The organism is Haloarcula marismortui ATCC 43049 (assembly GCF_000011085.1).
GTDB classification, from domain to species: Archaea; Halobacteriota; Halobacteria; order Halobacteriales; family Haloarculaceae; genus Haloarcula; species Haloarcula marismortui.
In genome coordinates this window covers 571,446-584,082 of the sequence record NC_006396.1, presented here as the reverse complement: position 1 = coordinate 584,082, position 12,637 = coordinate 571,446, and the positions used below count along the sequence as shown (strand labels likewise).

Sequence of the window (12,637 nt, the reverse complement as noted above, 5' to 3'; positions counted from 1 at the left end):
AAAATGGCCGGCGCACTGTTCACCCTCCTGATGTTACTGTCACAGGCAGGGACTGCAGCAGCTAATAACAATATCTATATTGGACCATAAAGCATAGAACTGGCAGTATTAGCAATTATCAGCGTCTCATTCTTCACGGAAGCAAATACAAAGTCAGCTGATATCTTCGAGTTCCATCGAGTCACTCCAATAGAGATCTCCATCAGCTTTAACAGGTACTTGCTGCATCTGAAGGAACTCGGATAGTTCAGAGCTAGAAATATTGAAACTCCCAACCGACCCCGGCGCTAAAAAGTACTCTTCACATTCCTCAAAAAACGGAAATACGATGGCTCCTAAGCCTTTGTTATCCATCGAATACGCCTTCATTTCTACGTTGTACCCTGCCGTAGTGGCAGAGACATCCAATAGATTCGGTGTCCCGTTCTCTGTTTGTGCAACTGTCACTCCGCCGTCGCCAACAACGATATATTGTCCACCAAGAACGCTCTTTTTGCGTGCAATAGTAAGCGCCGCTCGAAGAGGGAACCCACAGTTCAACAGTCGGGCAACCGCCTCGCCGATGCGAACCGCGCCGTCGTTCAGGACTTCGTTGAGCGTGACGATGCCGGCGATGGCACCCTTTTCGACAAGCCCGAGACCCTGATTGTACGAGTTGCAGGCGTTCAACAGGAACGTGTCGATGCCGACCGAATCGACCGTCGTCACGTCGAGCTTGCCGTCGGAGCAGACGAAGCCGTCGTGTTCAGTGTGGCCGATGTAGTGGAAGAACTCTGCATCGGTCGTGAGAACGGTCCTGAGTTCCGCCGTCGTCAGGTTGTCGTGGACCGTGACATCGAACGGCAGGTCGTCGCGGGTGCCATACACTTCGTCGACGAGCTGTCGTTCCTCGTCCATCCGGGCGTCGTTCTGGACGACTCGAATCGTGATATCCTCGGCGTTCGTATCGCGGTCGAGTCGGTGTTCGAACGCCGCTTTGGTCAGCTTGCTCGCACCGATAGGAATGCTGTCCCCGATCCAGGCCTGTTCGAGTGAGTCGTGGGCCTGTGGCTCGACGTAGTCCGTCTCGGCTGTGGCGGTGCCAGCGTCGGAGCTCGCAGCACGAGTGATGACATCGTCGCGGGTGAACTCGGCCTCGGCCTCCGCCGGAACGCTCGCCTGGTTCAGCCGCTGTTGCTGGTGCGTTCGGACGATAGCGAGGTCATCGACGACGTACGGGAGCTGTTCCGCGTTCGCCGGCACCGGGTCGATGTGCGTTGTCAGCCGCCACTTCGGGATGTGGTCCTCAATAACGTCGTACGGGACCTGCAGATAGGTGGCGACCTGCTCCGCCAGTGGTTGCTGGTACAGCGACTGGAAGTCGAGGTCGACGTAGGGCTCGATAGCTGCTCGCTCGTGCAAGTCGATCTGGTGGAACCCCTCAGTGCGTGTGACACAATCGAGGAAGAAGAGACGCTTGAGCGTGCGTCCGACCTCGGATTCGAAGCCTCGTGCGGTATCGAGCGAGTACGTAAATCCCGTGTCGGTCGTGAGCCGTGGCTCGGATGCGGGGACGAGCGAGGCTCCGAGGTAGTACGAAAGCGGCGCGGCGACGAAGATAGACGCGAGATCGGGCGGGAGTTCGAGCGTGACACCGGTATCCGGACTGTCGATATCCGCTGGGATGTCCAGCGTATCACCGATTTCAAGCGCCGGCGGGTGGCCGCGGAGCGTCGGATAGGAGCGCTCGGGGTCGTGGGCCTTGAGCGCCGACCCGAAGGTTTCGACCGCGGCCATCACGTCAGCCGGCTGCTCGGTCGTCGTGACCGTGGCAGCCGGCCGGTCGTGCTGGGAGCGAGCGCCGATGAGCAGGTCCGTCGGAGCGTCGAACTCGATTCGGGTCCGGTCCGAGTCGACGGTGACCTCGACTTCGGCGTCCTCGACCCGCATATACGGCTTGATCTGCGTCAGCGGGTCAAGGACGTAGTCATCCGCCGGCAGCGTCTCAGACTCGAACTGCGCAACCTCGGCGGCTATCGCTCCGTCGTCGTCACGGACGTACACCATGACCACCGTCGGTAGTTCGATAGCGCGCGTCCGTATCCGGACAGCGTCTCCGACGGGATACTGAAACACGTCGGCCGCCGCCTCCCTGAGCGCGATTGGCGTCGGCGTGTGTATCCGGTAGCGCTGGCGCTCGATCTGGTCAATGACCGCGAGCCCAGGACGGTCGTCAAGCGGTTCGAACGTTAGAGTCATATAATAAACGAGGGGGACAGTATTACTCTCGTACAATGAGAACGGCAGAGACAATGAAAAAGATATCGCCGACCTCGTTTTATTTCAGTCAGGACCGTTCACAGCGTCTCCCAGAAACACGGAGGCTGAACGGGCACACGTGGGTAGAGCAAAAACAGGCGACGCCGTACAACCGCTGGCGACCGATGGGCGAAGCGGGTAAGGGCAACCCGGTCTAAGGCGCTGCTAGTGAAAGAGTTCGAGCGCAAACAGTTGCTGGAGCGCATCGAACGCGACAGCGCGACCGTCGGTGCGAACATTCCCGATGAAATCACCGTGCAGGGCGAGGAGATCGAACTCCAGTCGTTCGTCTTCGAGATCAAGCGTCGGGAGACAATTCCGCGGGGCGAGCGCGAGCGCGTCGAGCAAGCGAAAAAGAACCTGCGGCGCGAGCGTCTCCAGCGCAAGCAACGGATCGAGGACAACGAAGTGAGTTACGAACGCGGCGAGGAGCTTGCCACGGCCATCATCGGCATCGACCGGGCGCTCAACGCCCTCGAACAGCTCGGTGCGGCCAACATCGAGCAGGAAGCGCAGGCTCAGGAGACGGCCGACAGGAAACGCTGGATGAAGTTCCTGCAGAAAGCGCTTGGACACGAGGACGCAGACTCCGGCACGGGTCGTGCCGGACGGAGCTACTAACATGAGCCGGAACGACGAAATCGCAACACTGCTCGAAGAGTTCGCCGACCTGCTAGACGCCAAAGGCGTCGAGTACAAGCCCCGGGCCTACCGCCGGGCGGCCGAGAACATCAGGGACTTCCCCGGCGCAATCGAGGGGCTGGCCGCCGAGGGCGAGGACAGCGTCGGTGAAATAGACGCCGTCGGCGACGCCATTTCTTCGAAGGTGGTCGAATACGTCGAGACCGGCGAAATCGAGGAGCTGACCGAACTCCGCGAGGAGCTTCCCGTCGAGATGGACGCACTCACAGCGGTCGAGGGGGTTGGGCCGAAATCCGTCGGCTCGCTGTACGAGGCGCTGGGTATCACCACCCTTGATGAACTGGAAGCCGCCGCAGAGGCCGGCGAGATACAGGCGGTGTCGGGCTTCGGTGCGAAAACAGAGCAGAACATCCTCGACAACATCGACTTCGCCCGTGAGGCCCACGAGCGGTCGCTGCTCGGCGAGGCCCGACCGTACGGTGACCGGATTCGGAGTTACATGGCCGCCGGTGACGCCGTGACCGAGTGCGCGCTCGGCGGCTCGATTCGCCGCTGGCGGCCGACTATCGGCGACGTGGACGTGCTCGTCGGGAGTACCGACGCTGAGGCCGTCGTCGAGCGGTTCGCCGACTGGGAGGGACTCGACCGGGTTATCGAGTCCGGCGAGACGAAAGCCAGCGCCTACGCAGACGACGTTCGGGTCGACCTTCGAATCGTCGACCCATCGGAGTTCGGTGCGGCGCTGCAGTATTTCACCGGCAGCAAGGACCACAACGTGGCAGTCCGAAACCGCGCCATCGAGCGGGACCTGAAAGTCAACGAGTACGGCGTCTTTGATGTCGAGGACGTCGAAGACGATGACCAGCGGACTGGCGAACTGGTGGCCAGCGAAACCGAGGAAGCGGTGTACGACGCACTGGGAATGGACTGGGTTCCGCCGGAACTCCGCGAGAACCGCGGCGAAGTCGAAGCCGCCGCGAACGGGACGCTCCCCGACCTCCTCGCCAAGGGCGAAGTCCGCGGTGACATCCATACCCATACGAACTGGTCGGACGGCAGCAACAGTATCACGGAGATGGTCGAGGGCGCGGCCGCGTTCGGCCACGACTACCTCGCCGTCACGGACCACGCGACCGGGCCGGGGATGGTCGGCGGCGTCGGCGTCCCGGATGAGAAACTCCGCGAGCAGTTGACCGAGGTCGAATCGGTTGCGGCGGATGCTTCCATCGACGTGTTCACCGGCGTCGAGGCCAACATCGCCGCGGACGGCAGTGTCTCGGTCGCCGACGACCTGCTGGCAGAACTGGATGTCGTGGTCGCCTCGCCACACGCCGCGCTGGACGGGGACGGCACAGACCGCCTCGTCGCGGCCGCACAGCACCCCGACGTGAACGTCATCGGCCACCCGACGGGGCGCTATCTGAACCGTCGAGAAGGGCTGGACGTGGATGTGGAGCGGCTCGCATCTGTCGCTGCCGACAACGACACGGCGCTGGAAATAAACGCCAACCCCGCCCGGCTGGACCTCGGCGGTGGCGCGGTCAAGCAGGCCGTTGAGGCTGGGGCGACAATCGCCATTAACACAGACGCCCACAGCCCGGGTAACTTCGAACTCTTGCGCTACGGCGTCCACATGGCTCGGCGGGGCTGGGCCGAGACGGACAACGTACTGAACACCCGCGACGCCGAGGGCCTCCGCGAGTTCCTCGATGCCTGAGCACACCCCTAGCGACCGACTCGCGCTCGATGCGATGCTCGGCAAACTCGCCACCTATCTGCGGATGTGTGGCTACGACACGGCGTACGCGCTGGACCGGGACGCCGAGGCCGATGACGACCTCCTCGACATAGCGGAACGTGAGGACCGGCTGGTGATTACCCGGGATAGTGACCTCGCCACCCGCGCACCCGAGAGTGTGCTCCTCAGCGAGCGTGAGATTGAAGACCAGCTGCGAGAACTCGCAGACGCCGGCTTCCGCCTCTCGTTGGCTCCGGAGCCGGACTACTGTGGCGTCTGCAACAGCCCGGTCGAGGAAGTCGACCCGGTAGAACCGACGCCGGAGTACGCACCGAGTGCAGGTGACGAGCGGGTCTGGCGCTGTACCGACTGCGGGCAACACTTCTGGAAAGGGAGCCACTGGGCGTCAGTCGAGGCGACGCTGGAAGACGTATAGAATACAGAAAATTACCGGGCGTCGCTACAGTTCTTCAGCGACGGCGACAGCCTCGTCGGTCGTCCCCTCGACGACCACGCCAGTCGTGACATCGTCTTCAGTCCAGTAGACCACAGCCCTGTCGCCGCGTTCGATTGCGGTCGCGTTCTGGCCGTTCACCTGCACCGCCGTCCCGTTCTCCGCATCGTCCAGATAGCTCGATGCGCCGGTCGCGGTCAGAACCGTCACGTTCTCGCCGTCAGTGTCGTACTGCTGTGCCACAGCCGTACTCTCGGGCCGGCTAATGTACCGGGCTTCTTCGAAGGTCCCGTTCTCGTACTCTGGCAGGTCCAGGTCCGTCGCGGACTGGGCTGCGTCGTATGAGTCGTACGTCTCGACGGTCGTAACGGCAACTCGGTCAGCCGGTGGGGCGAACTGGCTGTCGTCGATGCTGACATTGAAGTTCGTCTCCTCGACGGTGAGTTCCGTCCGGTTCGTCCCGTCGTCAGTGGTCATCTTGTGGACGCGGTAGTCCTCAGTATCGACCCACAGCGTCGTGTTCGGCGCGTCGATGCTCTCGTTGGTCGGTTCGAGGTCGAGAACGTACGTCGATTCGCCGTTGACCTCCTCAGTTCCCCGGAGCGTCGCAGTGACGTTCTCCTCGGGAACCGGGTCGGTGGTGCCGTTCATCGCCACGGATTCCTCGGTCAGTTCGCGGGCATACGACTGGTTCTCGCCGACCGCCCAGACGACGGTCCCATTCGTCCCCATCTCGTAGGACCGGTTCTCACTCGTGACGGCGGCCCACGTCTTGTTCGGCTCAGCGGCAGCGTACTCCACCGTCGCAGTCTTCGATTCCGAGTCGTTCGTGACGGTCACTATCGCGGTCCCGGTAATTGTCTCGGCCGCGTCGTAGCGCTGCTCGGTCTCGTCGAGCACGTCGTCGCCGGATGGCTGCCCCATCTGCTCGAAGCCGGAAACGCCGGCGACTGCCCCCACAGCCAGCAGTCCGATGGTGACAAACACAGCGACGATAGCCAGTCTCCGTCCGGTATCGGCTGTCATTGTCCAGCCTTAGGACTGGAATGGTAAGTGGGTTGCTTCTGTCACAGTACAACCACTATCGCCGAGCCTGACCGTGGTCGAACCCCTCATTGCCGTCCAGTCCGTACGCGTGGCCGTGAGCGAGTCAGCGAACACGACTGTCCGCGTCGACGGCGTCAGCAAGCAGTACGACCTCGGCGGGACGGTGACGGCGCTGGACGACGTGAGTCTGGACCTGTCGGCGGGGTCGTACACGGCGGTGATGGGACCGAGCGGCTCCGGGAAGAGCACGCTGTTGAACCTCATCGGCGGGCTGGACACGCCGTCGTCGGGGCAGGTCATGGTCAACGGACAGGACGTTTCGGCGGCCAGCGAGGCCGAGCGGGCCGACATCCGCGGGACAGAGGTCGGGTTCGTCTTCCAGACGTTCAATCTCATGCCGCGACTCTCCGCGGTGGAAAACGTCGCTCTGCCGCTGGTCTTCGACGGTTGGGACCGCGCCCGTCGCCGCGAGCGGGCGAGGTCACTCCTCTCTGAGGTTGGACTCGGCGACCGCACCGACCACGTCCCCTCGGAACTCAGCGGCGGCCAGCGCCAGCGGGTCGCCATCGCCCGTGCGCTGTCGACCGACCCGGCGTTGATTCTCGCCGATGAGCCCACCGGCAACGTCGACACGGACACCGGTGCACAGATACTCGACCTGTTCGATGACCTCCATGCGGCGGGCAATACGTTCCTGCTGGTGACCCACGAGCGCCACGTCGCCGAGCGGGCGGAGCGAATCGTCCACGTCGAAGACGGCCACATCCAGTCCGTCGAGGACGTCTCCGGGGGCGAACACTGATGGACACCAGCGAGAGCGTCCGCATCACGCTCCGGTCTATCAGGGCGCACAAGCTCCGGTCGGCGCTGACGGTCGTCGGCGTCGTTATCGGCATCGCGTCGGTCATCACGTTCGCCACGTTCGGGGCCAGTGTTGAGGCCGAAATCGTCGGCGACATCGAGACATCGAACGCAGGCAACATCTACGTGTTCGGAACCCCGTCCGGCGATGACGACTTCGACCGGACCCTCCAGCCGGTGTTTACCGAGCACGACATTCAGGAGCTAGAGGGGATTGCTGGGGTACAGGCGGTGCTCCCGCGTGGTATCGTCCAGACACAGTCGGTACGGCACGGGAATCAAACGCTTGCTAGACAGCAGGTCACAGCGACGCGGCCGGCCAGTTTCACGCCGGGGGTCCTCGTCGAGGGGCGCTCCTTCGAGACCGACGAGAATGCCGTCGTTGTCAACGAACGCATGGCCGGCTCGTTCTCCGAGAACATCACCACCGGTGAGCGCCTCACGATGACGATGCCTGACGGGAGCGAGCGGAACGTTACTGTCGTCGGCGTCGTCAACGGGACTCGCGGGGAAGTCCCGGTTAGCGAGTTCGCCCGTCAGCCCCGGGTGTACGTTCCTATCGACGCCTTCTATGAGTCCGTCGTCGAGAGCCCGTCGGCGGGTGTGCGGCAACGCGCGTACCCGCAGGTAACCCTCGTCGTCGACCCGCGAGAGATTCCGGAGACGCAGTCGGAGATTCAGACGTACCTCTCCGGTGAGTCCGACGCGCGGTCACTCTCGGCCGACGACACGGAGCTGGTCGCCCGGTCCGGGAACGACTTCGTCGAGGAGATCAGCGATGTCATCGAACGCATCACGCGCTTTGTCACCGGCATCGCCGTCATCGCACTCGTCGTCGGCGCTATCGGCATTGCTAATGTAATGCTCGTCAGCGTCACCGAGCGGACCCGCGAAATCGGCATTATGAAAGCCGTCGGCGCGCGCAACCGTGACGTGATGCAGGTGTTTCTCGTCGAGGCCGCACTGCTCGGAACGCTCGGCTCGCTGCTCGGGGTGCCGCTCGGACTGCTCGTCGGCTATGGGGCGACGCGGTACGCTGAAGTGACCTTCTCGCTCGCGCCGCTGTGGATGGCGCTGGCGGTCGGCGTTGGCGTACTGGTCGGCGTCGTCGCCGGCCTCTACCCGGCGTGGCGAGCGGCGCGGGTCGACCCCATCGACGCACTCAGACACGAGTGAGCCTTACCCGGATTCAGAACACCGAAATACGTGGTCGTCGTACCGACGCGCCATGACCCTCTCGGAGGAGGCCCGCGAGCGACTCGCCGACATCGTCGAACTCCAGCCGACGAAAAACGGCGAGCTACAGGAGCGCTGGGACATGGACAGCGGGAGCGAGGTACACCAGTACCTCGAAGCCGAACTCAAGGAGTACTACTACCGCAACGACAACAGCCTCATCTGTGCGACGCCGGAGGCGACGACGCTCATCGACGGGGAGGACTCCGAACGGATACAGACGGTGACAGTCACCTCGCTCCAGCAGGCTGTCGTCGACGTGATTGCCGGCCCGGATGAGGAGAGCCAGAGCGTCGTCGCCGTGTTACACGCCCTCCGCGAGGTCGGCGAGGACCGAGATACCGATGACGTTCGTTCTGCGCTCCGGAGCCTCGCAGACAAAGGTATCGTGGAGACAGTCGAGAAGACCGTCCCGACGTTCAGGCTGGCCGTTCCGCGCGACGAGCTAGATATTGAGCTGTCCGAGGAGTGAGGGCGGACCGCGGTGTCGGTCAGCTACTCTGACAGCCCCGGCCGCTGGCGGCGTCGTCGCCGCGCTAACAGCCGCTTTATTGCCTTGCCCGGCCCGCCGTCAAGCGGCCAGTCCTTCGACCGCCACGTCGGCGGTTCCGGCTCGTAGGACGGACACTGCCCCCGACACTCCGCCGCTGTCGGTAGACACTCCTTTGCAGCGCAGTGGGGGTACACGCCAGTCTCGCCGGCAGTGAGCTGGAAGTGGCGGCAGTCGGGGCGCATCGTGTCCGCGTAAGCGCGCCACCCGCGAGCGTACGCCCGCTCAGCGATGGCGAGACGCCGCTCGTGCTTCCAGTCGGTGTCTACGTACTCGAACCGGGCGGCGCTGGTGTCATCGTCCGGTCGGTCCAGAATTCGCGTTCCGGGCTCAGCCACTGACAGCGACCGCGGTTGCCAGACCGCCTCAGCCGTTCCGGATTCGGAGTCGACCGTCAACACGCCGGCGGCTGCGGGCAGGTCCGCCAGTAGAATCGGCTCCACGCGCTCGTCGGTCGCCGCCGTCGCAACCCACACCTCATCGGCCAGCGAGAGCGCGATGTCCCGCTCCAGTTGTGGGACGAGATTCCTGGCGGCGCTGGCCGTCAGGTCGGGCTTGTTCTCGATGGCGACGACCCGCCGGAGCCAGTCCGGATAGGGACGTACCCGACGAATTTCGATGCGATTGCTGCGCTTGCGAGTCTCAATGGCATCACGGTCGGCCGCCTCGTGAATCGACTCCCGGACGTACCGCCACGGGTAGCCCGGGTCAGGCAGCGCATCGCGATAGTAGGTCCAGTCCGCCGGCGCGTTCTGCAGGACGTGCAGGTGGTCCGAGTCGAACGCTTCGGTGCCGAATTTCGCCCGTTCCCGGAGTCCATCGGGATCGCACTCCAGTACAATCGTATCCCAGCGGCGGTGTTTCGTTCCGAACTGTCTGGCGACCAGCACCGCCGCGTCGTCGGACGGCGACCACTCGCGCTCGGCCCACTGGCAGACGGACAGTTCGAAGGCGAACTCGGAGTCGACGGACACGAACAGTCGTTGTCGGGTTCGGACCAAAACCCTTTGTTACGACACCGGGGCCTCCGTCCGCGATGGGGTCCTCCAGCGACCGTTTTCGTTCGGTAACACAACCCAATTATTTATGTAATCCCTTCAGAAACAAATCGTCGGTTACACATGATACGTCACAGGTCCGAAGACAGCACACCAGAAAGTGCTGGTACCGCTACAGCGTACCGACCGACAGAGAATAGAGCGCCCAGCGAAGCCGACGGGGGTGCGGTATGAGCGCTGGGGCCGGGAGTAATGGGATATTTGACCAGTACACGACGCTACAGTGGATCGCGGCAGGCATCGTCGCGGTGTTGACGTTCCCAATTGGACTCGCCGTTCCCGCTTACTTCTACATCAAAACGTCCAACGGCAGCGCCCGGGAACAGGGGGCCTGGGAGGCGTGGGCGGTCATCCTTGTCGGAATTCTCGGCATCGTCGCGGTCGAACTCGGCGGGGAAACAGGCGCGAAAATCATCATCGCGCTCGCACTGCTGGGGATTCCGGTGCTATTCATCATCTTTGCCGCTGTGGTCGGAAGCTTCGTGGTCGGCATGGGCAACGCGACGGTAGTAGCGCTGCTACTCGCCGGCGTCGCGGTCTGACAAACGAGTTCCCTCGGCTTCCGCTATTCCTCGTCGTCCGTTCGTTCGTCGAGGAACCCGTGTGCCTGTTCGAGTATCTCGCGGGGGCCGTCCTGCGTGACCGTGTTGATGGCCTGCTCGTAGTCGCGCCACTGCAGGTCGCGGTGTTCTGTGGACAGTTCAGCTGACGCTTCGAACGATTTCGCGACGAACAGGTGGACCGTCTTGTGGATGGTGTTGCCGTTCGCCTCGAACACGTAGTCGTAGTCTTCGCGGAACCCGTCTAAAAGCCGGAAATCGCCGATACCGGCCTCCTCTTTCACTTCGCGTATGGCGGTCTGCTGGAGTTCTTCCTCGCCCTCAACGCCGCCCTTGGGGAATTCCCAATCGCCGGGTCGGCTCTTGAGCAGGAGGTACTCCCGCCGGCCACGCGTATCGCGAAAGAGGATGGCTCCCGCGCTCGTGGCCTCTATCATTATCGGATTTTATGACACCGCTACTTAAGAGAATATCGGAGACACAACGGAAACAGATGGCCTTTTGTCACTCGCGGCTGAGTGTTCGTCTACAGATGCCCTTCGTCACAACGCTGACTTTCACCAGTGGGGACCGACACCGCCTCGAAGACACTGTCACAGAGATTAAACAGAGTGCCGAGCAGAAGGGAGTTGAACTCAAGGGCCCGCACCCGAAGCAACCTCAGGAGTTGCGGATTCCACAATCGAAATCGCTGGGACCAGACGGTGGCCGCTTCGACTCCTGGACCCATACCGTCTACACTCGGACCATAGAGATTGTCGGGTACGAGGAGTTCGCCCGGGACGTTACCCAGCGTACTTTCCCGAATGCCATCCACGTTGAGGCCGGCGTCGAACAGCGGACGCAGGTCGGCAGCGGGTCGTAGGGCCGCCGTCCGCTCCTGTGGATTCTTATAAGTAACTGTGACCCGTTTCGCCGACATGAACGAGGCCCAACAGGAGCGGCGCAGGTCCGTCCGGCGTGACCTACACAGCTACCCTGAACCCGCGTGGCGGGAGTTCTACACTACCAGTCGCATCGCTGAGGAAATCGAGCGAATCGGCGTCGACCAGTTGTATATTGGTCGGAATGTCGTGGACGGCGATGCGCGGATGGCAGTCCCCGACGACGATGAACTCGAAGACTGGCAACGGAAGGCCCGTGACGCCGGTGCCCGCGAGGACGTGCTGGAGGCCGCCGCCGGAGGATTTACTGGGGCTCTCGCTGTGCTCGAACAGGGCGAGGGACCGACCGTCGCGCTCAGAGTCGACATCGATGCGCTACCGATAACGGAGTCAGACAGTGTGGCACACGCCCCAGCGACGGAGGAGTTCCGTTCAACAAACGAGGGGTACATGCACGCCTGCGGGCACGACGCCCACGCGACGATTGGCCTTGGCGTGCTGGAGGCGGTGAAAGAGAGTGATTTCAAGGGGACGTTCAAAGTCGTCTTCCAGCCGGCCGAAGAGGTCATCGGCGGCGGGAAGGCCGTCGCCGAGAGTGGACATCTGGATGACGTGGACCACTTGCTGGCGATACACATCGGTCTCGATCATCCGACCGGAGAGATTGTCGCCGGCGTCGGCGGCTTCCTCGCCGTTCGGCAGTTTGAGGCGACCTTCACCGGTGAGACAGCGCACGCTGGCGGGCATCCAGCACAGGGACGGGACGCTGTGCAGGCCCTGGCGACCGCCGTACAGAACCTCCATGCGATTCGCCGGCACGGTGACGGCGCAACGCGTGTCAACGCCGGGGTTGTCGAGGGCGGCACAGCAACGAATATTGTCCCCGGAGAAGCGACGCTGGAAGGCGAGGTCCGCGGCGAAACGACGCCACTCAAGGAGTACATGAGCGAGCGGGCAGACACCGTCATGTCGTCCGCGGCCGAGATGCACGACTGCGAGGTCGCTATCGAGACGACCGCAGAAGCGCCGAGTGCGGTGAGCGACGATGCGCTCGCGGGTGTGGTGTACGATGCGGCAGACTCAGTTCCCGGCGTCACCAGCCGCCTCCGGACTGACGACCTCGGCGGAAGCGAGGACGCAACCTACCTGATGGACCGCGTCCAGAACCACGGCGGAACGGCGACGTTCGTCGGTATCGGGACTGACCACCCCGGCGGCCACCACACGCCCCTGTTCGATATCGATGAAGACTCGCTGACTATCGGTATCGATGTCGTCACTGAAGCGATCAGCCAACTGAGCGGCTGAA

Annotated in this window: 14 protein-coding genes; 10 read left to right on the top strand and 4 right to left on the bottom strand. The window is 63.0% G+C overall.

The window, feature by feature from the left end; genetic code table 11:
* Positions 1–153: 153 nt before the first annotated feature.
* Positions 154–2,238, bottom strand: a complete 2,085-nt coding sequence (locus tag RR_RS06970; RefSeq protein WP_011223169.1) for a caspase family protein — start codon at positions 2,236–2,238, stop codon at positions 154–156.
* A 53-nt stretch (positions 2,239–2,291) separates the two neighbouring features.
* On the opposite strand from RR_RS06970, the gene RR_RS22335 reads away from it, so the two are divergent.
* Genes RR_RS22335 through RR_RS06955 form a run of 4 tightly spaced genes read left to right on the top strand, consistent with a single transcriptional unit; the run spans position 2,292 to position 5,114 of the window.
* Complete coding sequence (locus RR_RS22335) at positions 2,292–2,456, top strand: hypothetical protein (RefSeq protein ID WP_170221557.1); 165 nt, start codon at positions 2,292–2,294, stop codon at positions 2,454–2,456.
* A 10-nt stretch (positions 2,457–2,466) separates the two neighbouring features.
* Positions 2,467–2,919, top strand: coding sequence for a DUF5788 family protein (locus RR_RS06965; protein WP_004961894.1), 453 nt, complete (start codon positions 2,467–2,469; stop codon positions 2,917–2,919).
* Between the two features lies 1 nt (position 2,920).
* A complete protein-coding gene (polX, locus tag RR_RS06960) occupies positions 2,921–4,657 on the top strand; it encodes a DNA polymerase/3'-5' exonuclease PolX (protein ID WP_011223168.1) in 1,737 nt (578 codons plus the stop codon).
* The gene (locus RR_RS06955) at positions 4,650–5,114 is read left to right on the top strand and encodes a Mut7-C RNAse domain-containing protein (RefSeq protein ID WP_004961900.1); all 465 of its coding nucleotides are present in this window, start codon (positions 4,650–4,652) and stop codon (positions 5,112–5,114) included. The genes polX and RR_RS06955 overlap by 8 nt, the downstream gene beginning before the upstream one ends.
* Before the next feature lie 24 nt (positions 5,115–5,138).
* Here the strand turns inward: RR_RS06955 and RR_RS06950 are convergent, their stop codons facing one another.
* Positions 5,139–6,158, bottom strand: a complete 1,020-nt coding sequence (locus tag RR_RS06950) for a LolA family protein (RefSeq protein WP_011223167.1) — start codon at positions 6,156–6,158, stop codon at positions 5,139–5,141.
* A 115-nt stretch (positions 6,159–6,273) separates the two neighbouring features.
* On the opposite strand from RR_RS06950, the gene RR_RS06945 reads away from it, so the two are divergent.
* Genes RR_RS06945 through RR_RS06935 form a run of 3 tightly spaced genes read left to right on the top strand, consistent with a single transcriptional unit; the run spans position 6,274 to position 8,748 of the window.
* Entirely contained in the window at positions 6,274–6,981 is a 708-nt protein-coding gene (locus RR_RS06945; RefSeq protein WP_049939139.1) for an ABC transporter ATP-binding protein, read from the top strand.
* Complete coding sequence (locus RR_RS06940; protein ID WP_011223165.1) at positions 6,981–8,216, top strand: ABC transporter permease; 1,236 nt, start codon at positions 6,981–6,983, stop codon at positions 8,214–8,216. Before RR_RS06945 ends, RR_RS06940 begins: the two co-directional genes overlap by 1 nt.
* A gap of 52 nt (positions 8,217–8,268) precedes the next feature.
* A complete protein-coding gene (locus RR_RS06935; protein WP_004961911.1) occupies positions 8,269–8,748 on the top strand; it encodes a DUF5797 family protein in 480 nt (159 codons plus the stop codon).
* Between the two features lie 23 nt (positions 8,749–8,771).
* Here the strand turns inward: RR_RS06935 and RR_RS06930 are convergent, their stop codons facing one another.
* A complete protein-coding gene (locus RR_RS06930) occupies positions 8,772–9,800 on the bottom strand; it encodes a DUF5787 family protein (RefSeq protein ID WP_049938815.1) in 1,029 nt (342 codons plus the stop codon).
* A 254-nt stretch (positions 9,801–10,054) separates the two neighbouring features.
* On the opposite strand from RR_RS06930, the gene RR_RS06925 reads away from it, so the two are divergent.
* Positions 10,055–10,426: a hypothetical protein gene (locus RR_RS06925; RefSeq protein WP_011223163.1), complete on the top strand. Its 372-nt coding sequence runs from the start codon at positions 10,055–10,057 to the stop codon at positions 10,424–10,426.
* 23 nt (positions 10,427–10,449) lie between these two features.
* Here RR_RS06925 and RR_RS06920 read toward each other — a convergent pair whose 3' ends face one another.
* A complete protein-coding gene (locus RR_RS06920; protein ID WP_011223162.1) occupies positions 10,450–10,881 on the bottom strand; it encodes a bis(5'-nucleosyl)-tetraphosphatase in 432 nt (143 codons plus the stop codon).
* A gap of 95 nt (positions 10,882–10,976) precedes the next feature.
* Here RR_RS06920 and RR_RS06915 point away from each other — a divergent pair, with 95 nt between their 5' ends.
* Both RR_RS06915 and RR_RS06910 read left to right on the top strand, forming a co-directional pair.
* Entirely contained in the window at positions 10,977–11,309 is a 333-nt protein-coding gene (locus tag RR_RS06915; protein ID WP_007190485.1) for an uS10/mL48 family ribosomal protein, read from the top strand.
* 55 nt (positions 11,310–11,364) lie between these two features.
* The gene (locus tag RR_RS06910) at positions 11,365–12,636 is read left to right on the top strand and encodes an amidohydrolase (protein ID WP_011223160.1); all 1,272 of its coding nucleotides are present in this window, start codon (positions 11,365–11,367) and stop codon (positions 12,634–12,636) included.
* The last annotated feature ends 1 nt before the right edge of the window (position 12,637 follow it).